The organism is Ruegeria sp. TASC047 (genome assembly GCF_059612445.1).
Window position 1 is genome coordinate 234,253 of sequence record NZ_JBXWQP010000019.1, and the last position, 20,387, is coordinate 254,639.

Genomic DNA, 20,387 nt, shown 5'->3' on the forward strand with positions numbered 1-20,387 from the left:
AATGCGGTCAGTGCCGATTATTGTTCCAGCGCAGCGACACCGGGCAGGGTTTTGCCTTCCATCCATTCAAGGAATGCACCGCCTGCGGTCGAGATATAGGTGAAATCCTTGGCTGCCCCCGACGCATTCAGCGCCGCAACCGTGTCACCGCCACCCGCGACCGAGATCAGCTGACCCGACCGGCTGAGGGCTGCGGCTTTCAGGGCCGCGGCATTGGTGGCCGTGTCGAACGGCTCCAGCTCGAACGCGCCCAGCGGGCCGTTCCAGATCAGGGTCTGGCTTTTGTCGAAAATCGCGGTAATCGCGGTGACGCTTTCCGGCCCCGCGTCCAGGATCATGCCATCCTCGGGGCACTGGTCGGCTGGCAGAACCTTGTGGGGTGCGTTGGCTTCGAATTTCTCGGCCACCACAATGTCACGCGGCAGGACGATCTGGCAGCCCGAGCTTTCGGCTTTGGCCAGAATTTCGGCTGCGGTGTCCTTCATTGCGGTTTCAGCCAGTGATTTGCCAACGCTGATGCCTTGGGCGACAAGGAATGTGTTCGCCATACCGCCACCGATCACCAGATAATCGACCTTGTCGATCAGATTGCCCAGCAGTTCCAGCTTGGTCGAGACCTTGGCGCCGCCGACAACCGCCGTTACCGGGCGCTTGGGCGCACCCAGCGCGCTTTCCAGCGCCTGCAACTCGGCCTGCATCAGACGGCCCGCACAGGCGGGCAGCAGACGGGCGATGGCCTCGGTCGAGCTGTGGGCGCGGTGCGCGGCTGAAAACGCATCGTTGCAATAGACATCGCCCAGCTTGGCCATGCCAGCGGCCAGATCGGCGTCGTTCTTGGTTTCGGCCGCGTGAAAGCGTGTGTTTTCGAGCAGCAGGACCTGACCGGGTTGCAAGGCACCGGCGGCCAGTTCCGCCTCGGCCCCGACGCAATCGGCGGCAAAGAGAACCTTGGCACCAAAAGCGCTTTCCAAAGTCGGAACCAGTTGTTTCAGTGACAGGCTTTCACGCCGTTCGCCACCGGGACGGCCAAAATGAGCCAGAAGGATCGGTTTGCCGCCAGCGGCCAGAATATCGCGTACCGAGGGGACGATCCTTTGGATACGGGTGGCGTCGGTCACAACACCGTCAACCACGGGCACGTTGATGTCCACACGCACCAGCACGCGTTTGCCGTTCAGGTCCATATCGTCCAGTGTTTTCCAGCCCATTGTGCGATCCTTGTCGTTGGCAACCGATTTAGGCGGTTCTTTTCCTGCATTTTGCCCTCAGGTCAATGCGTCACTTGGCATTCGCACGCGTGCGTCATAGGTATTTGCGCAAGATAAACGACAGGAGGGCCTCATGGCCGAGATCAAAGACCCCGAAAACACAATCATCATCGAGCTGAAAGGCGGCAATGTCGTCATCGAGCTGCTGCCGGATGTAGCGCCTTTGCACAGTGCGAGGATGAAGGAACTGGCCCGTGGCGGTGAATATGACAATGTGGCCTTTCACCGTGTGATCGACGGTTTCATGGCGCAAACCGGCGACGTGCAGCATGGCGATATGGAAGACGGGTTCAACCTGCGCATGGCGGGCACCGGCGGTTCGTCGCTGCCGAATGTTCCGGCAGAATTTTCCAAGCTGCCCCATGATCGCGGCACGCTGGGCGCGGCGCGCTCGCAGAACCCGGATTCGGCCAATTCGCAGTTCTTCATCAACTTCAAGGACAATCACTTCCTGAACGGTCAGTACACGGTCTATGGCCGCGTCATCGACGGGATGGAGCACGTCGATGCGATTGTACGCGGCGAGCCGCCTGCAAGCCCGGACCGCATGATCAGCGTCAAGGTGGCCGCAGATGCATAAACTGGCTGCGGCTTTTGCCTTGCTGGCAAGCCCGGCGCTGGCCAGCGGTTTGCAGATCGAGGTCGAAGGGGAAGGGGCCAATGGCACAATCTCGATCGACCTGTTCGAAGATGTGGCACCCCAGCATGTGGAACAGATCACCGCTCTGGCTGCTGACGGTCAGTATGACGGCGTCGTGTTTCATCGCGTAATCGATGGCTTCATGGCGCAAACCGGCGACGTGCAATACGGCAACTCGGGCGCAGACGGCTTCGACATGCGTTATGCCGGGCGCGGCGGGTCGGATCGCGCGGATTTGCCTGCCGAGTTCTCGGACGTGAGTTTTGACAGGGGTGTTGTCGGCATGGCCCGGTCAAGCGATCCGGATTCGGCCAATTCGCAGTTCTTCATCATGTTCGCCCCCGGCCCGTTTCTGGACGGCCAGTATACCGTGGTTGGTCAGGTGACCGACGGTATGGATGTGGTCGACGCGATCAAGCGGGGCGAAGGCCAGAACGGTGCGATCATCGGTGCACCGGATGTGATGAAAAAAGTTACCGTTACCGAATAAGATGATTTAGCCCGGCTCAAGCGCCGGGCTTTTTCTTTGGCCTATTGGTCGATGAAATCGCGGATGGCACGGGTATAGGCACCGGGATCCTGAAAAGATGCGAAGTGGCTGACATCATCCAGAACAAGCAACTTGGCGCCCGGAATCGCGTCAGCAATTGCTTGTGAATGCGCCATCAGAATGGCCTCGTCATGTGCGCTTTGAACCACAAGTGTCGGGACGGTGATCGATGACAGCGCCTCAAGCCCGCCGGGTTTTTCGGTGCCCCACATGGCTGCAACGCCGCCAAGAAATGCTTCGAACCCGTCAGGAGTCGGGGACATGGCCGCATAATCTTGGGCCATCATGCCTACATAAGTGCCAAACACCTCGTTGGTTTCCACCGAAGGATCGATCCCATCCAGTGTGACATTGCCTGCATGGGCAAAGTGACTGGCCAGCCGATCCGGGTTGGTGGTCGAGATTGAATACCCGATATTTGCCCCGTCGGACCAGCCGACCAGATGCACCTGATCGACACCCAGATGATCCAGCAGCGCCAGATAATCCAGCGACAACAACGCGTAGGAATAGGGGCTGCCATCGTTGGTGGATCGTCCGTGCCCGCGCGTATCCGCCACGATTACCCTGTGGTCCTGGGACAGGTCAGCAATCTGCGCGGCCCAGACATCGCCATGGGCAAGCCCACCGTGGATCATCAGAACCGGCGTGCCGCCCGCATCGCCATACGTGGCGTAATACATGTCGATGCCGTTGATCTCTGCCGTGCCCGCTTCGGTGGCGGCGGGCATCTGGGGGGCTAGCGGGATGCTCAGCCATTTGTCTTCGGCCCAGCCTGCCGTCGCGGCGCAGCTTAGGAAAAATGCTGTGGTTAATGTCTTCATTGTATCCTCCCGTTGAACCAAAGGCCGTAACCAAGCCAGGTTAGGCGGAAGGATACCGTGTTTTTCAGTAATCGGGATAATTACCTTTCCCGCGCGGATCAGTCATCCGAGGACATTGCTTTCCAGATCAAAGCGCCGATTGCGCCGCCAATCAGGGGGGCTACCCAGAACAGCCAGAGCTGAGCCAATGCAGGGCCGTCGGCAAACAGGGCAACGCCGGTTGAGCGCGCCGGGTTGACGGAGGTATTCGTCACTGGGATTGAGATCAGGTGGATCAGGGTCAGCGCCAGACCGATGGCAATCGGAGCGAACCCTGCGGGTGCCTTTTCCGACGTCGCGCCCAGAATGATCAGAACGAAGAAAGCGGTCATCACGATTTCGATGATCAAAGCCGACATCAACGAATATCCCTGTGGTGAGGCCTCACCATACCCGTTTGACGCAAACCCACCGACACCAGCGAAATCGGGTGCCCCGCTGACGATCAGGTACAGAACCACTGCGGCGGCAATTGCGCCAATGACCTGTGCAACCCAATAAGGCAGAAGGTCTTTGGCCGGAAACCGTCCTCCAATCATCAGGCCCAAACTGACGGCCGGGTTGAAATGCCCGCCCGAAATTGGGCCGACCGTGTAAGCCATCGTCAAAACGGTAAGGCCAAAGGCAAAGGAAACACCAAGCCAGCCGATGCCGACATCTGCCACACCAGCCGCCAGAACGGCACTGCCGCAGCCCCCCAGAACCAACCAGAACGTGCCGAAGAACTCGGCAAGTAGTTTCGATGACATAGAAAATCCTCCGCCCAATAATGAGGTTAACCGTAATTCAAGAATTAGCTTATGTTAAATTGTTGCGAACGGGGAATTTTTTTCGACGCTTCCTCAATCGGGTCAGAACGGACCGCTGTGCCATTGAGCGGGATCAAGATGAAAAAGCTTTGACAGCTGTTCATAGATTGCCGGGTCAGAGGATTTCAGTGCATGTGGACGTTCAAAGAACGCTTCGACCGAAACGGCAAAGAACTCTTCGTGCCCTTCCGCGCCGTAGGGATCGATCACTGTAGGTTTTCCGTTTTCCACGGCGTGAACATGTGTCTTGTAACCGTTCAGAAAGGCGGTTTCCCATTCGCCAAAGCTTTGGCTATTGCTGAGCACGGGAACACCATTGGTTGCGCCCGAGAGGTCATCAAGCTGGTGCGCGAACTCGTGAAAGACGACGTTCCGGCCATCGTGATCATTCAGGGCTCCGCGCTGGCTGTGGGCCCAAGACAGGATCACGGGGCCACGGTTCCAGCTTTCCCCGCTGCGGATGATTTCCTGTTCAGTGACGACATAGCCACTGTGGCGGCGCTGTTTTGACTTGAAGGCACCGGGGTAAACCAGAATGGTCGTCAGGTTGTCATACCACTGGTCCGTATTCACCACGAGCAGACAGGCTTGCGCGGCAATCGACACCTGCATGTCTTCGGTGACGTCCAGCCCGTCGCAGCCGACGAAATCGACCTGATCAAGAAACAGGTTGATCTTTCCTTCCAGCGCCCCGCGCAGGTCTTTGGGCAGTTTCCGGATAATTGGCACCTGAGCGTTCACAATATCGCGCTGGTGCCGGGACAGCGACGTGGCCAGCAAGGTCAGGCGGGATTGTCTTTTCGACCAGAAGTGAAAGGCCGCAGCGCCAGCGATCAGCGCGACAACCGTCAGAAAAAGCAACATGGATCGACTGTAGCGTGATCAGATAGGGACGAAAACGGGAAACCCGGATCAACCGGGCACGCAAAAGAAAAGACGCCACGGGTTTCCCCACGACGTCCTGACATAAAATGCAGTCTGCTTACTGCTTGACTTCTGCCGCCGGGTTCGATCCCGCTTTGGCGCTGCGGCCGGGGTTCAGGGGGTCGTCCTGACGCTGAACCGAGCCTTCGAAATGCGCGCCGCTTTCAATGGCGATGGTCTTGTGGATGATGTCACCTTCGACACGGGCGGTCGAGGTCAGGCGAACCTTGAGACCACGCACGCGGCCAACGATGCGACCGTTGATCACAACGTCATCTGCGGTGACTTCGCCCTTGATCGTTGCCGATTCACCAATGGTCAGCAGATGGGCGCGGATGTCGCCTTCGACAGTGCCTTCCACCTGAATGTCACCGCTGGTCTTGATGTTGCCGGTGATGTGCAGATCCGAGGACAGAACCGAGGCCGGCGGCTTGGGTTTGGGTGCCATTGCAGGTTTCGCGTCAGCCGGAGCAGGAGCCGCTGGGGTCGCCGGAGCGGCTGGTTTGGCCGCCTCGGGTGCTTTGGGTGCGGGCTCGTTGATTTTGCTTTTAGAAAACATTTTTCGCAGCCTTGATGTAAGTCATTGGGTTTACGGGATTTCCGTTCACGCGCACCTCGTAGTGCAGATGCGTGCCGGTGGACCGTCCGGTGTTACCCATATCAGCAATATGATCCCCGCGCGAGACCCTTTGGCCGACCTTTACGTTGATCTTGGTGTTATGAGCATAAAGTGTCTCAATTCCGAACGCGTGCTTGATTTTCACAAGGCGTCCGAAGCCTGATTGCCAACCGGCATGCGTGACCACGCCATCAGCGGTCGCAAAAATATCGGTGCCAGTCGCTGCGGCAAAATCCGTGCCGTTGTGCATCCGGCTACCGCCGGTTTTTGGGTCGCGGCGGCGACCATATCCGCTGGTAAAGCGAAACGCGCTTTTGACCGGGCTGGCGAAGGGTGCCTTTTCCGCCGCAATCCGGTACAGGTTCAGCTGATCCATCTGGCGCAGCAACGTGTTTGCGCGGACTTCTTCGGGCGAAAGCTCGTCTTCTTCGCCGCGTGTGCTAAGGGATAAAGGGGTCAGCGGACCGCCCATACCGCTATATCCGCGCCGGACCTCTTCGATGATGCGATCTGTCGGCATTCCGGCCTGACGGAACATCTTGTCCAGAGGCTCGACCGAGATGACCATCGCCTCTTCCAACTGGCGGAAAATCTCGTCGCTGCGTTCCTGCATCAGACGGATTTCCAGTTCCAGATCGTCCCGCTGTTCCAGCGCGTCCCGCGCGTTGGTGGCGATCAGGTCGCGTTCTTTGGCGGTTCGCGCCAAGGCGTCCGTCATAAAGGCCATCTGCACCGGGGCGCTGGAAACCGCAGCATACATATCGGATCCGCTGGTGTCCTGTTTCAATTGGGCCAGCTCTGAGCGCGCCTCCTCGCGCTGTTTCATCGTGGCGCGCAATGTCGTCTGGATGACTTCAATACCTGTCTCAAGCTCGCGGCGACGGTTTTCCGAGGCCAGCAGTTCCGACTGCATCGCGGAAATCTGGTCCAGCGCGGCATTGAATCGGTCCTGAGCGGCCAGTGCCTCATGCGCACGGGAATCGCGTTCTGCCGACAGGGTGTTCAGGCGTTCCTGATAGATGGCCTGATCGCGCTTTGCCTGTTCCCGGAAATTCCCGGCCCCGATGCTGTCCATCAGCAGTATGGCTGTCGCAACCGCTGTCCATCCGACCATGACGGCAACACCGGCCACTGCGACGACCTGAGTTTCCGAACTGAGCCGGATAAATTTTGTGTCTGTGTCGGATTTCAGAAAGACCCGGCGTTCCGGGAAATGCCTCTCAAGCAGTGAGTGCAGTTTTATTGCCAGACGTGTTCGCACGCGCCCTACCTTTCATCCCCAAGATCGGAACCGGTCGTGAGTGCCTGCCGTCCCTTGCGCCGATTGCATAAAGCGGCAGCGGCGTTCGGGCAAGTTTGTTGACCAATCAAGTGCAAACGACGCAGAAATCCCCCAAAGATCGGCGAGATTTTGCCGAAAATGACGCAGAAGTGTCAGTTCGAGAGGTCTCCGGGTGCAGGCAGGTCTTCGGTCAGGGGCCAGTAGAAATCGGGGGGCAACCCGGCTTCTGCCCGTTTTTCTTCGTTGAAGGGGGGCTTGAGAACACCGTGGAAGTACCGCCGGACCAGCGCGTGAAACACATCCTTGGGGTCGGCGTTTTCGCGGCCACACAGGAAGTGGAACCATTTTGAGCCGTAAGCGACGTGGCCGACCTCTTCGGCATATATCACTTCGAGCGCGGCGATGGCCTGCGCGGCCTTGGCCTTGCGGAATATCTCGATCATGCCAGGAGTGACATCAAGCCCCCGCGCCTCAAGCACCATAGGCACAACGGCCAGCCGCCCCATCAGATCTTCGGCTGTATCTTCGGCGGCGCGCCACATGCCAGCATGGGCGGGCAGGGCGCCATAGTGGCTGCCCATCTGTTCCAGACAATCGCAGACCATCTCGAAATGGCGCGATTCTTCTTCGGCGCATTTCACCCAGTCATCATAGAACCCGATGGGCATGGGTACATGGCCAAAGCGCGCGATGATGTCCCAGTGCAGATCGACGGCGTTCAGCTCGATATGGGCAACCGCGTGTAGCAGGGCAATGCGCCCGGCCTCGGTACCCGGTTTCCGTTTGGGTACTTCGCGCGGAGACAACAGCGCGGGCTTGTCCGGGCGCGCGGGGGACAGGGGCGGTGATGCGGTGCCGATCTCGATCGGCTCACCCTCGGCCTTGCGGGAGGCAAACCACGCGGCGGCATGGGTTTTGGACAGGGCGGTTTTGGCCCGCCCGTCCGCTGTTGTCAGAACCTCTGTCGCCATCTGTGTCAGTGTTTTGGGCACCGGGTCGCTCCGCCTTAGGCATGTCAGCGCGGGTGATAGACCGGATGGCGCGGCAGGTCGAGGGGGGCTTAGATCGCTTTCACCGCTTCCAGCACCTCATCCACGTGGCCGGGCACCTTGACCTTGCGCCAGACCTTGGCAATGCGGCCCTCGCTATCAATGACAAAGGTCGATCGCTCGATCCCCATCGATTTCCGGCCATACATGTTCTTTTCAACCCATACGCCATAGTCTTCGCAGACGGTCGAACCTTCGTCCGACAAGAGCGGAGTGGTCAGCCCGTGTTTGGCGACAAACTTGTCATGCTTGGCGACGCTGTCCCGTGAAATGCCGAAAACGTGAGCCCCTGCATCGGTAAACGCCTGAAGCTGCTCTGAGAAACCGATGGATTCCTTGGTGCACCCCGGCGTATCATCACGGGGATAGAAGAACAAAACCACGGTGCCACCGCGCAACGCCGAAAGCGTCACCTCGCCACCGCCGTCGCGCGGCAAAGTGAAGTCGGGGGCGATGTCTGAAACGTCGGGCATTGGAAACTCCGCTAAAGGTTTTTAAAGGCTGCCCGTCATCATAGGGCAACGCGTGCGGGTTGGAAGGCGTGGATAGCAAATTGAAGCAGCACGAAGACGACGAAGCAAAGCCGGGCAAGCCTGTGCGCCGTCGGTCGCGCCGCCGCACCGCTGGTCTGTGGGCCATGCGTGGGGCCATCGTGCTGGTGCTTCTGGCGATGTTCACCGGTTTCATGGTCGTGGGGCAGAGGATGCACGCGCCTGTGTGGCTGCGCGACAGGGTCGAAGCCCGGCTGGAACGGGCGCTGGGCGGGCTGCAAATCCGGTTTGGAGACGTCAGTTTCATCATCCACGAAGGCTGGCGCCCTCGTCTGCGGCTGACCGATGTTGCCATCAGTGACGCCGCAGGCCAGCAGATTGCGCAGGTATCCGATATGCGCGCCAGCCTGGCCATGCGCCCCTTGCTGCGCGGTCAGGTCCGGCCCAAGCGCATCATTCTGAGTGGCGCGCAGATCGCCATGACCCGCGATCAGGACGGGGCGCTGACCCTGACCGTGGGATCGGGCAGCGCGCCGGTGCAGGAAGCGCCGGACCTTGCACAGCTGATCGAGGGATCGGACGAGGTGTTTCAGTCTCCGCTCCTGTCGGCGCTGACCTCGGTCGAACTTGATGCGATTACGCTGGATTACCGCGACCTGCGGCAGGGGCGGTCGTGGGTTCTGGACGGTGGGCATATTCAGGCGAACCGCAGTGACAACGAAGTGCGGCTTGCGACCGGGTTTTCGGTTCTGGCCGGGCGTGACTATGTCAGCAGTATCGAAGCCAACTATACCAGCGTACTGGGCACGCCTGCCGCCAGTTTCGGCATCTCGGTCACCGATCTTCCGGCCGAAGACATAGCAGGCCAAAGCCCGGCCCTTGCGTGGTTGCAGGTTCTGCGCGCTCCGATTTCAGGGGCTTTGCGGGGCAGTGTCGATGAGAACGGGGCCACAGGAACCGTGTTCGCAACCCTCAATCTGGGGGCCGGGGCGGTGCAGCCCAACCCGGAAACGCGCCCGGTTCCTTTCGAATCTGCCCGCACGTATTTCACCTATGACCCGAAAGCCCAGATGCTGGACTTCAATGAGGTATCGGTGGTGTCGGCCTGGGGCACAGTTCAGGCCGATGGAAAGGCGTTTCTGCAAGGGGCTGAGGACGGTGTGCTGGACAGTCTGGAGACGCAGCTGCGCTTGTCCGGGATCAATGTGAACCCGGCAAATCTTTTCCCGGAGCCGATTCAGCTGTCGCGTGCCAGCGTGGATTTCAAGATGGCGTTCAACCCGTTCCAGTTGCGCCTTGGCCAGATGACCATCGAGGATCCGGGTCATACCGTGCGCGCCTTCGGGGTTTTGCACGGGCGTCCCGATGGCTGGGCTGTGGCGCTGGATGCCCATCTGGATCAGATGAGCTCGGACAATGTTCTGAGTTACTGGCCCGAGCGTCTGGCGCCGAAGCCACGGGAATGGGTGACGGAAAACCTCTATCAGGGGGTTTTGTCGGACATGGATTTCGCCCTGCGTCTGGAGCCCGGTTCCAAACCGGATCTGTATCTTGATTTCGGGTTCGAGCAAGCCAAGGTCCGCTTTGCCAAGACCCTGCCGCCGATCGAAGATGCACAAGGTCAGGCCAGTCTGATCGACAGCCGGTTTACGGTCACCGCGCAGCAGGGGGTGGTGGTCGCCGATGACGGGGGGAGTGTGGATGCCGCGGGGACGTCCTTCATCATACCTGACACGGATATCAAGAAATCCGCACCCGGCATCGCGCGTATTCAGGCAAAGGGCAGCGTGACCTCTGCATTGTCGCTGCTGGACCGACCACCGCTGGAATTGCTGAGCAAGGCCGGGTTGCCCGTTGACGTTGCCAAAGGCACGGTTGCGTTGACCGGAACGCTGTCCCTGCCGCTGATAAAAGAGCTGAAGTTTCAGGATACCGAATTTCACTTCAACGGAACGCTGGCCAATCTGTCCAGTGACCGTCTGGTGCCGGGATTTTCCGTAAGTGCCCCGATGCTGGATATTTCCGGCAATCAGTCGGGTGTTCAGATTCAGGGACTGGGGCAGTTCGGCGATGTTCCGCTAGAAGCGCTTTGGCAGCAGCCTATTGACGGCGAAACCGAACAGCGTAGCACCTTGACCGGCCAGATCGAACTGTCCCCGCGTCTGATGGATGAGATCAGGGCCGGCCTGCCGCCGGGGATGCTGACGGGCAAAGGGGTTGCCGATATTACACTGGGCCTGGGTGCTGGGGCACCTCCGAAACTGTCTGTTGCTTCGGACCTTCAGGGCGTGGCGCTAGCCATCCCTGAACTCGGCTGGCGCAAGGCGGCGAACACCAAAGGATCGCTGACTGCCGACGCGACGTTGGGCGCGCAGTTGAAAGTGGACGACCTGCGGATCAACGCAGCGGGACTGCGCACAACCGCATCCATTTCCTTTCACGAAAACAGTGAATATGACCGTGTCCAGTTCAGCTCGTTCGATCTGGGGGACTGGCTCGCGGTTCCGGCGGAACTGATCGGGCGGGGGGCTGCTGTCCCGGATATCCGCGTCTTAGGCGGTGTGCTGAACATGGGGCGTGCAAACTTCGGGGAAAGCGGCGGATCGGGCGGAGGCGGAGGTGCCGGACCAAAACTGGACGTGACATTGGACCGTCTTCAGGTCACCGAAACTGTTGCGCTGACAGGTTTCCGGGGCGCGTTCCAGACGACCGGTGGCGTAAATGGCACTTTCACAGCGCGGGTGAACGGCGGAGCGGCTGTTGCCGGTCAAGTGACCCCGCGGGGAAATCGAAGCGCCGTTGACCTGACGTCGAAAGACGCGGGGGCCGTTTTGCGATCAGCCGGGGTTCTGACACAGGCGCGCGGCGGTGATCTGGACCTCAAGCTTGAACCGGTGGCTGCGCCCGGCAGTTACGACGTGATCCTGAAAATCGTAAATACGCGGATCACCGATGCCCCGGCCATGGCCGCGATCCTGAACGCGATCAGCCTTGTTGGTCTGCTGGACGAGATGGCCGGGCAGGGGATCTTCTTTTCGGCGATTGACAGCCGCATGAGGATATCGCCCACTGACATCAAAGTGCTGAGTGGCAGCGCTGTTGGCCCGTCAATGGGGCTTTCGTTTGATGGCACAATCGACACCGTGAACAGCCTGCTGAACCTGCGGGGGGCGATTTCACCGATTTACCTTCTCAATGCCGTTGGCAGCGTGTTTACCCGCAAGGGTGAAGGCGTCATTGGGTTCAATTACACGCTGACCGGGCGGATATCTTCGCCCAAAGTCGCGGTGAACCCTCTGTCCGGTCTGGCGCCCCTGTTTCTGCGTGATCTCTTGCGTCAGCCTGCGCCAACGGTCTCGGATGGCCCCAATGCTGCGCCGGTGGAACCTGACGAGCCGAAACCGACTTTTGGCTCTCCTCCCAGTGATCGCTGAGGAGATATGGCAGAATCTTTTTTGGGGTTGTAAGGCGCGGTCATGAAGCTCAGCGATTTTGATTTCGACCTGCCCGACGACCTGATTGCCACGCGGCCTGCCTGCCCGCGATCCTCTGCGCGCCTGCTTGTGGCGCAGGGGGGTGGTACAGTGGACAGCCACGTGTTCGATCTGCCCGATTTCCTGCGTCCGGGTGACCGGCTGGTGTTGAACGACACACGCGTTATCCCGGCGCGTCTGAACGGGCGGCGCCACAGGGACAGCGCGCAAGGCCCGGTTTCCGCCGGGGTCGAGGCCACTCTGCTGGATCCGCAGGCCGATGGCACCTGGTCTGCGCTCATCAAGCCGCTGAAGAAAGTGAAGCCGGGGGAAGAGATTGTATTTTCCGCCGATCTGAGCGCGACGCTGGATCGGGTGAAAGACGGGCAGGCCTTTTTGCGCTTCAATCTCAGCGGTCAGGATTTCGACAAGGCACTGGATCAGGCCGGTGCGATGCCGTTGCCGCCCTATATCGCCGCCAAACGTCCGGCCGATGAGCAGGACAAGACGGATTATCAGACCATCTGGGCCCGCAAGTCCGGTGCGGTGGCAGCGCCGACCGCCTCGTTGCATTTTGACGATGCCCTGATGCAGGCTTTGTCGGAACGGGGTGTCGCCGTCACACATGTGACCCTGCATGTTGGCGCCGGAACCTTCCTGCCGGTCAAGGTCGAGGATGTGACAACCCACAAGATGCATGCCGAATGGGGGCAGGTCAGCGCCGAGGCTGTCGCCGAGATACAGGCCACCAAAGCTGCTGGCGGGCGTGTCATCCCGGTGGGCACCACTGCCCTGCGCCTGATCGAAAGTGCTGCGCGTTCGGGCACGATCGAACCGTGGGAAGGTGACACCGATATCTTCATCTATCCCGGTTTCCGGTTTCACGTTACCGATGCGCTGATGACAAATTTTCATCTGCCGAAATCCACGTTGCTGATGCTGGTTTCGGCGTTGATGGGTCAGGACCGGATGCGTGATATTTACGCCCATGCCATCGCGCAGAAATACCGGTTCTTTTCTTATGGCGATGCGTCGCTTTTGATCCCCGGATAGGCGCGCATACGGCATCACCGACAGGGAATGTCGTAGACAAGCGCGATGGAAGCGGTCTTTGATCGCAGAACAAAACTCAAACAAGGTTGGCACCTATCGGAGGCCCAAATGATTCAGGTTCTGTCCAGCGCATGGGCATTGTTGCTCGGCATGGGGTTGCTGATGGTCGGAAACGGCCTTCAGGGCACGATCCTGGGTGTTCGCGGACAGCTTGAGGGATTTTCGACCCTTGAGATGTCTTTTGTAATGTCAGCTTATTTCGTTGGTTTTCTGGGCGGTTCGCGGCTTGCGCCCGAGATGATCCGGCGTGTTGGCCATGTGCGGGTCTTTGCGGCACTGGCGTCTTTCATTTCCGCCGTGATGATCATGTATCCGATGCTGGCAGACCCGATTGCCTGGGTTCTGGGGCGCGTGGTGATCGGGTTCTGTTTCTCGGGCGTTTACGTCACTGCGGAAAGCTGGCTCAACAATGCAGCCAATAATGAAAACCGCGGGCAGGCCCTGTCGCTTTACATGATCGTTCAGATGTTGGGTATCATCGGCGCGCAGGGCCTTTTCCTGTTGGGCGACCCGGCCGGGTACGAAACATTCGTGATCGCCTCGATCCTTGTTTCGGTTTCTTTCGCACCGATTTTGCTGTCGATCTCACCAACTCCGGCGTTCGATACCACCAAGCCGATGACGCTGCGGGAGTTGATGAAAAGCTCTCCGCTGGGGTGTGTCGGCATGTTCCTGCTGGGGGGCGTGTTCTCGGCGCAGTTTGGGATGTCGGCGGTTTATGGCGCTCAGGCCGGATTGTCCTTGGTTGAAATCTCGGCATTTGTGGCGGCGTTCTATGTTGGGGCAATTGTCCTGCAATACCCGCTGGGCTGGTTTTCCGACCGGATGGACAGGCGTTTCCTGATCCTGTTGGTTGCGGCAACCGGGGCTGTTGGCGCCGTCAGTGGTATGCTTTATGGCTTTTCCTTCGAAATCCTTCTGGCGTCTGCTTTTGTGATCGGCGGAATGACCAACCCTTTGTATTCATTGCTGATTGCGCACACCAACGATTTTCTGGAATACGAAGACATGGCCGCGGCATCCGGCGGCCTGATCTTTATCAACGGCCTTGGGGCAATTACCGGACCTGTTATCACAGGTTGGCTGATGGGTGACGCGGTGTTTGGCCCTCCGGGCTTTTTCCTGATCATCGCCGTGTTGCTTGTCGCGTTGGCCGCCTATTCGGTCTACCGGATGACCCAGCGTGCAGCCATTCCTGTTGATGAAACCAGCACCATGTCGACGCTTTATCCAACCGCATCGCCCGTTGCATTCGAGGTTGCACAGGAAGTTGCGATAGAGGCGGCAGAAGCCGAGTTCGAAGAGGGTTCGCGCGAAACCGCTTGAGACACGGAATTATGTCGTTTGTGTTGCAATATGTTACTGTAACAGTTCTGTAAAAGGGACTTAAATGACGTTACGTCTGGGGCGCGGGCAATTGACGGAGTTTAAGGCAATGGTAACGCCTGAAGAAGTATTGAGTTTTTGGTTAGATGAAGTTAGCCCTAAGGGTTGGTATCTTGAGGATGAGGCGCTGGATGCAGACATTCGGGCGCGGTTTCAGCCAACTTGGGAAGCGGCGGCAGCGGGCCGGTTTTCGCTCTGGTTGACTTACCCCAGCGGGGCGCTTGCTTATATCATCCTGACAGATCAGTTCCCACGTAACATGTTCCGAGGGGAGGCGCGTGCCTTCTCGACTGATCGTGCGGCATTGGCGGCAGCAAAATGCGCAGTCGACAAAGGCTGGGACAAGAAGATCGACGAACCGGCCAGACAGTTCTTTTACCTGCCCATGATGCACTCGGAAAACCTGTGTGATCAGGAACGCTGTGTGCGTCTGATCTGCCAAAACATGAGCAGCGACGCAAGCAACCTGCTGCACGCCAGAGCGCATCGCGAGGTGATCCGCAAGTTTGGTCGTTTCCCGTATCGGAACGCAGCGTTGTCCCGCAGCTCGACCCCGCACGAAACTGCTTATGTCGATATGGGCGGGTACGGGACAACCGTGCGCGAACTACAGGCGACGGGCTAAGCGCTAAACGCAACCGCGCTTTGGCCGCGTTGCGCTTTATGACTCAGGCGTGCATCCCCGCACTGCCAAAACGTGTTCCGCCGCGATATCGGCACCGGTTTGGATCGCCTGCGCAATCAGCACTTCTGGCGTGTCAGCAAGTTTCGAAATCCGCTCCTGAACCGTTTGCAGCTTCTGTTCTGCTGCATTCAGGCGGCCCAGCGTTGCCTGGAGGTTTTGCGCGGCTTGGCTGTCTGCCAACGTGTCTTGCTGTGAAATCGCCGTCAAATCAGTCCGCAGCGCCGCAAGCTCGTCCCGAATGCCCTTCGCCTCATCCCGGAGGGGGGTCACGGCTTGAACCGTTTGCGAGACTTCAGCAGTGATGCTTTCGGCTTTCGACGCCAGTTTCCAGCCCAGAAACAGGCACAGCGCAACAAGTATCAATGTGGCGTTGAGCAGGGCAAGCAGCAGATCTTTCAGAGTTTTGGCCATGGTCAGCCCCTTGAATGGGTTGAGAGAAGAATAGGTCCGACCGGTGTCGGCGTTTCTTTTCTAGCCATTGCATGGCCCGGGGTATAGGCTGAAATCCGCAAGTTCAGGCATCGCTTACCCTGCGTCCTATTTGTCGCGGGATGGGTATATTGATGCGTTCCGAATAATAGTTTAATGGTAAACTAAAATTTTCAACTCCTGCGCCGAGAGGAACACATGGCTGCACAATCCTATGATCTGATCGTAATCGGGGCTGGCCCCGGCGGCTATGTCGCTGCAATCCGCGCAGCCCAGCTGGGTTTGAAAACCGCGGTTGTCGAGCGCGAGCATTTGGGGGGGATATGCCTGAACTGGGGCTGTATTCCCACCAAGGCGCTGTTGCGGTCGTCCGAAGTGTTCCATCTGATGGAGCGCGCCAAGGATTTCGGTCTGAAAGCCGAAAAGATCGGATATGACCTGGACGCGGTGGTCAAACGATCCCGTGGCGTAGCTGCGCAGCTGTCAGGTGGCATCGGCCATCTGCTGAAGAAGAACAAGGTTGCCGTTGTGATGGGTCAGGCCACGATCCCCGCAAAGGGCAGGGTCAGCGTCAAGACCGACAAAGGCACCGAGGAACTGACGGCCAAGAACATCATTCTCGCAACCGGGGCACGGGCACGGGAACTGCCGGGCCTTGAAGCTGATGGCGATCTGGTCTGGACCTACAAGCACGCGCTGCAACCGCCGCGGATGCCGAAAAAACTGCTCGTCATCGGGTCTGGTGCGATCGGCATCGAATTCGCCAGCTTCTACAATACGCTGGGCGCAGACACCACGGTCGTTGAGGTGATGGACCGGGTGTTGCCGGTAGAAGATGCCGAGATCAGCGCATTGGCCAAGAAGGCGTTCACCAAACAGGGCATGACCATCATGGAAAAGGCCATGGTCAAGCAGTTGGATCGTGGCAAGGGGAAAGTGACCGCGCATATCGAGGTTAAAGGCAAGTTTGAAAAACACGAGTTCGACACAGTGATCTCGGCCGTCGGGATCGTTGGCAATGTCGAAAACCTCGGTCTGGAAGCTCTGGGCGTCAAGATCGACCGGACACATGTAGTCACGGACGAGTATTGCCGCACCGGGGTTGAGGGCCTTTATGCGATCGGTGACATCGCGGGCGCGCCCTGGCTTGCGCACAAAGCAAGCCACGAGGGTGTTATGGTCGCGGACCTCATCGCTGGTCAACATGCGCATCCGGTCAAACCCGAAAGCATCGCAGGGTGCACCTATTGCCAGCCTCAGGTTGCGTCGGTTGGATATACCGAAGCAAAAGCTAAAGAACTGGGTTACGACATCAAAGTCGGCCGCTTCCCCTTTATCGGCAATGGCAAGGCCATCGCTTTGGGTGAACCGGACGGGCTGATCAAAACCGTATTCGATGCAAAAACAGGCGAGTTGCTGGGCGCCCACATGATCGGTGCCGAAGTCACCGAACTGATTCAGGGATACGTGGTTGGTCGCCAGTTGGAGACAACGGAAGAAGACCTGATGAACACCGTCTTCCCGCACCCGACACTGTCAGAGATGATGCACGAAAGCGTGCTGGATGCCTATGGTCGCGTGATCCATATGTAAGATCGGCGTATTTGCCCCGGCCGGGTGGGGGGCTCTGCCCCCGCCCCGCGCGTGCCGCGCGCCTCCCCCGGGATATTTTGGGCCAGATGAAGCAGGGATCCTTTATTCATCTGGCTGCAAATATCCCGGAGCGCGAGGCAGAGCCTCGCAAAAAACCTATGTGTTCAAAGCATCCAGAATGCGCGCCCATGACCGGATGCCCTTGTGGAAGCTTTTCACGTCATATTTCTCGTTCGGTGAGTGAATGGCATCATCTTCGTTTGCATATCCAACCAGCATCGAGTCGAGCCCCAGAACGGTGTTGAAATAGCCGACAACAGGGATTGATCCCCCCATGCCGGTGAACACTGCCTCGCGGTCCCATTCATCCGACAGCGCACCGCGCGCGGCTTCGAATTCGGAGCGGGTGATATTCATGACCGAAGCGGGAGAGCCTTCCATGTCGTTGTCCCAGACCACTTTGGCGTCAGGGGAGAGCCGATCCTCGACATGTTTGCGGATTTTGACGCGCAGCGCGTCCGGGTCCATGTCACCAACAAGGCGGCAGGTAATTTTGCAATGGGCCTTGGACGGAATAACGGTTTTGGAGCCCGCACCGTTATAACCGCCCCACAGACCGTTCACTTCGAGCGTTGGTCGTGCCCATTGTTGCTCCAAGGTGGAGTACCCCTTTTCGCCATGTGGTTGGGTGTAGCCGACCGAATTCAGATAATCCGCTTCGTCGAAGCCGCAATTCTGCCATTGGCGCAACTGGTCTTCGGGTACGTCATGCACACCTTCGTAGAACCCGTCGACCGCGACCCGCCCGGTTTCGTCGTCATAAAAAGAGGTCACGATTTTCGACAGTTCGCGCAGCGGGTTCAGGCCCGGGCCGCCATAGTGGCCGGAATGCAGGTCGATGCGCGGTCCCACGATGGTAAATTCGTCCTTCAGCATGCCCCTCAACTGCGCCGCAATCGACGGAACGCCGCGTGATACCATGGATGTATCGCAGACCAGCGCCAGATCCGCTTTGAGTTCGGCGGCATTTTCCTTGAGGAAAGGAACCAGTGAGGGCGAGCCCGATTCTTCTTCGCCCTCGAAAAAGAAAGTTATGCGGCACGGCAAGGATCCGTGCACGGCTTTCCAGGCGCGGCAGGCTTCGACAAAAGTCATCAACTGACCCTTGTCGTCTGATGCTCCGCGTCCGCGGATGACCGGACCGGTTTCGGTGTCCTCAATGGCGGGATCGAACGGATCCCGGTTCCACAGGTTCAGCGGATCGACCGGCTGCACATCGTAGTGGCCGTAAAACAGGAAATGCGGCGCAGTCGCGTCCTCACCCACGTGACCGACAACCATTGGGTGGCCCGGTGTTTCCCGTTTCTCAGCCGCAATTCCGATACTGTTCAGATCGGCAACCAGCCAGTCCGCGGCGCGGCTGACCTCGGCCTTGTATGCGGGGTCGGTCGAGATCGACGGGATGCGCAGCAGTTCCATCAGGCGGTCGATCGAGGTTTGCAAATCTTCGTCAATCCGGTTCAGCACGGCGTCTAGCGACATGGGGGGCTCCTGCCTGTTTTTTTGTTCCTGCGAACCCTAGCAGCGTTGTCGGTGCCGTCCAGAGTTGTTGACACGAATTGCGGCCCGGCAGTGTAAGCTTTGATTAGGGGGGAGAGACCTGCGTCGTTTCCACGCGTCCGATAGCCGTAACTTTACTTGTCGGATGGGGTGCAAACTTATATTTGATGCAAATCAAAGTTGGGTTCACCTTTTCGGCGGTAACCAGCTGAATAAGGGAACACAAAGCCACCGAAACAGGTTAAGCTGTGGGAGGTGGCGAAAATATCGCCCAGTGAAAAACCGGATACGGGCGTTCAAGGAGGGTCCTTTGGACTATACTGCTCAGCTCGATTCAGCGATTGCCAGGCTGCATGATGAAGGTCGTTACCGGACCTTTATCGATATCGAACGTCGCAATGGACATTTCCCCCATGCGGTGCGCACGCGTCCGGATGGGTCACAGCAGAGTATCACCGTATGGTGCGGCAACGATTATCTGGGCATGGGGCAAAACCCGGTCGTTCTGAATGCAATGCACGAAGCTGTTGATGCAGCCGGTGCAGGTTCGGGCGGTACGCGCAATATCTCGGGCACCACAGTTTATCACAAAAGGCTTGAGGCTGAACTGGCCGATCTGCACGGCAAGGAAGCCGCGCTGCTTTTTACCAGCGCCTATATCGCCAATGACGCAACGCTCAGCACGCTGCCCAAACTGTTCCCGGGCCTGATCATCTATTCTGACGCGCTGAACCATGCCTCGATGATCGAAGGCGTGCGCCGGAACGGCGGGGCCAAGCGAATCTTCCGGCACAATGACGTGGCGCATCTGCGCGAACTGCTTGAGGCGGATGACCCCGCAGCACCCAAATTGATCGCATTCGAGTCGGTTTATTCAATGGACGGCGATTTTGGTCCGATCGAAGAGATCTGTGACCTCGCGGATGAATTCGGCGCGCTGACCTATATTGATGAAGTGCATGCCGTGGGCATGTATGGCCCTCGCGGGGGCGGTGTGACCGAGCGTGATAACCTTGCCCACCGGATCGACATCATCAATGGCACGCTGGCAAAGGCCTATGGCGTGATGGGTGGCTATATAGCGGCCAGCGCCAAGATGTGCGACGCTGTGCGGTCATATGCGCCCGGCTTTATCTTTACCACGTCCCTGCCACCTGCGGTTGCGGCCGGGGCTGCCGCATCTGTTGCCTACCTGAAAACTGCACCTGAACTGCGCGAGCAGCATCAGACGCAGGCCAAAATCCTCAAGCTGCGGTTGAAGGGTATGGGACTGCCGCTGATCGACCACGGGAGCCATATCGTGCCCGTGATCGTCGGAAACCCGGTCCATACCAAGAAGCTCAGCGATATGCTGTTGGATGATTACGGCATTTATGTGCAACCGATCAATTTCCCGACCGTTCCGCGCGGAACCGAGCGTCTGCGCTTTACCCCTTCTCCGGTGCATGGACCTGACGAAATGAACCGTCTGGTACAGGCGATGGACGAACTTTGGTCACATTGTGCGCTAAATCGCGCCGAACTTGCCGGTTAACCTCACGCCAAAGTGTGCAACGTATTTGCCGCGTGTTAAGCTTACGCTAACAAAATTGGCAGACGAATCGTTTTGGGGATGATTCGCCGCTAACGCGAAACACGCGACAGGCAGAATGG

18 protein-coding genes are annotated in these 20,387 nt (G+C 58.7%); 8 read left to right on the forward strand and 10 right to left on the reverse strand.

Annotated elements, in window-relative coordinates:
- Nucleotides 1–17: 17 nt before the first annotated feature.
- On the reverse strand, nucleotides 18–1,208 hold the full coding sequence (locus AC2FLO_RS03700) for a phosphoglycerate kinase (protein ID WP_480584838.1): 1,191 nt from the start codon (nucleotides 1,206–1,208) through the stop codon (nucleotides 18–20).
- 133 nt (nucleotides 1,209–1,341) lie between these two features.
- Between AC2FLO_RS03700 and AC2FLO_RS03705 the strand changes: the two genes are divergently transcribed.
- Both AC2FLO_RS03705 and AC2FLO_RS03710 read left to right on the forward strand, forming a co-directional pair.
- Entirely contained in the window at nucleotides 1,342–1,848 is a 507-nt protein-coding gene (locus AC2FLO_RS03705) for a peptidylprolyl isomerase (RefSeq protein ID WP_209503601.1), read from the forward strand.
- On the forward strand, nucleotides 1,841–2,398 hold the full coding sequence (locus AC2FLO_RS03710) for a peptidylprolyl isomerase (RefSeq protein ID WP_209503603.1): 558 nt from the start codon (nucleotides 1,841–1,843) through the stop codon (nucleotides 2,396–2,398). Before AC2FLO_RS03705 ends, AC2FLO_RS03710 begins: the two co-directional genes overlap by 8 nt.
- Before the next feature lie 41 nt (nucleotides 2,399–2,439).
- Here the strand turns inward: AC2FLO_RS03710 and AC2FLO_RS03715 are convergent, their stop codons facing one another.
- The 7 genes from AC2FLO_RS03715 to AC2FLO_RS03745 all read right to left on the reverse strand — a co-directional run bounded on the left by AC2FLO_RS03715 (nucleotide 2,440) and on the right by AC2FLO_RS03745 (nucleotide 8,477).
- Nucleotides 2,440–3,282, reverse strand: a complete 843-nt coding sequence (locus AC2FLO_RS03715) for an alpha/beta fold hydrolase (protein WP_496751375.1) — start codon at nucleotides 3,280–3,282, stop codon at nucleotides 2,440–2,442.
- Between the two features lie 98 nt (nucleotides 3,283–3,380).
- A complete protein-coding gene (gene aqpZ, locus AC2FLO_RS03720; RefSeq protein ID WP_480584834.1) occupies nucleotides 3,381–4,070 on the reverse strand; it encodes an aquaporin Z in 690 nt (229 codons plus the stop codon).
- A gap of 102 nt (nucleotides 4,071–4,172) precedes the next feature.
- Entirely contained in the window at nucleotides 4,173–4,994 is an 822-nt protein-coding gene (locus AC2FLO_RS03725) for a M90 family metallopeptidase (RefSeq protein WP_496751377.1), read from the reverse strand.
- Between the two features lie 118 nt (nucleotides 4,995–5,112).
- Nucleotides 5,113–5,613, reverse strand: coding sequence for a bactofilin family protein (locus AC2FLO_RS03730; protein WP_209596778.1), 501 nt, complete (start codon nucleotides 5,611–5,613; stop codon nucleotides 5,113–5,115).
- Complete coding sequence (locus AC2FLO_RS03735) at nucleotides 5,603–6,934, reverse strand: DUF5930 domain-containing protein (RefSeq protein ID WP_496751379.1); 1,332 nt, start codon at nucleotides 6,932–6,934, stop codon at nucleotides 5,603–5,605. The genes AC2FLO_RS03730 and AC2FLO_RS03735 overlap by 11 nt, the downstream gene beginning before the upstream one ends.
- 173 nt (nucleotides 6,935–7,107) lie before the next feature.
- Nucleotides 7,108–7,926, reverse strand: a complete 819-nt coding sequence (locus tag AC2FLO_RS03740) for a ferritin-like domain-containing protein (protein ID WP_496751960.1) — start codon at nucleotides 7,924–7,926, stop codon at nucleotides 7,108–7,110.
- Between the two features lie 89 nt (nucleotides 7,927–8,015).
- On the reverse strand, nucleotides 8,016–8,477 hold the full coding sequence (locus tag AC2FLO_RS03745) for a peroxiredoxin (RefSeq protein WP_209503615.1): 462 nt from the start codon (nucleotides 8,475–8,477) through the stop codon (nucleotides 8,016–8,018).
- Between the two features lie 80 nt (nucleotides 8,478–8,557).
- Between AC2FLO_RS03745 and AC2FLO_RS03750 the strand changes: the two genes are divergently transcribed.
- From AC2FLO_RS03750 to AC2FLO_RS03765, 4 genes are all read left to right on the forward strand, one after another.
- Entirely contained in the window at nucleotides 8,558–11,929 is a 3,372-nt protein-coding gene (locus AC2FLO_RS03750) for a YhdP family protein (RefSeq protein WP_496811634.1), read from the forward strand.
- Nucleotides 11,930–11,971: 42 nt separating this feature from the next.
- Complete coding sequence (queA, locus tag AC2FLO_RS03755) at nucleotides 11,972–13,021, forward strand: tRNA preQ1(34) S-adenosylmethionine ribosyltransferase-isomerase QueA (RefSeq protein WP_496751383.1); 1,050 nt, start codon at nucleotides 11,972–11,974, stop codon at nucleotides 13,019–13,021.
- A 108-nt stretch (nucleotides 13,022–13,129) separates the two neighbouring features.
- A complete protein-coding gene (locus tag AC2FLO_RS03760; RefSeq protein WP_480504774.1) occupies nucleotides 13,130–14,407 on the forward strand; it encodes an MFS transporter in 1,278 nt (425 codons plus the stop codon).
- Nucleotides 14,408–14,516: 109 nt separating this feature from the next.
- Complete coding sequence (locus AC2FLO_RS03765) at nucleotides 14,517–15,092, forward strand: DUF924 family protein (protein ID WP_496751962.1); 576 nt, start codon at nucleotides 14,517–14,519, stop codon at nucleotides 15,090–15,092.
- A 36-nt stretch (nucleotides 15,093–15,128) separates the two neighbouring features.
- Here AC2FLO_RS03765 and AC2FLO_RS03770 read toward each other — a convergent pair whose 3' ends face one another.
- A complete protein-coding gene (locus AC2FLO_RS03770) occupies nucleotides 15,129–15,563 on the reverse strand; it encodes a hypothetical protein (protein ID WP_496751385.1) in 435 nt (144 codons plus the stop codon).
- 216 nt (nucleotides 15,564–15,779) lie between these two features.
- Between AC2FLO_RS03770 and lpdA the strand changes: the two genes are divergently transcribed.
- Complete coding sequence (lpdA, locus tag AC2FLO_RS03775; RefSeq protein WP_480584815.1) at nucleotides 15,780–17,174, forward strand: dihydrolipoyl dehydrogenase; 1,395 nt, start codon at nucleotides 15,780–15,782, stop codon at nucleotides 17,172–17,174.
- Nucleotides 17,175–17,330: 156 nt separating this feature from the next.
- Here lpdA and AC2FLO_RS03780 read toward each other — a convergent pair whose 3' ends face one another.
- Nucleotides 17,331–18,716, reverse strand: a complete 1,386-nt coding sequence (locus tag AC2FLO_RS03780; protein ID WP_480584812.1) for a M20/M25/M40 family metallo-hydrolase — start codon at nucleotides 18,714–18,716, stop codon at nucleotides 17,331–17,333.
- 328 nt (nucleotides 18,717–19,044) lie between these two features.
- Here AC2FLO_RS03780 and hemA point away from each other — a divergent pair, with 328 nt between their 5' ends.
- The gene (gene hemA / locus AC2FLO_RS03785) at nucleotides 19,045–20,268 is read left to right on the forward strand and encodes a 5-aminolevulinate synthase (protein WP_496751387.1); all 1,224 of its coding nucleotides are present in this window, start codon (nucleotides 19,045–19,047) and stop codon (nucleotides 20,266–20,268) included.
- Nucleotides 20,269–20,387 lie beyond the last annotated feature (119 nt).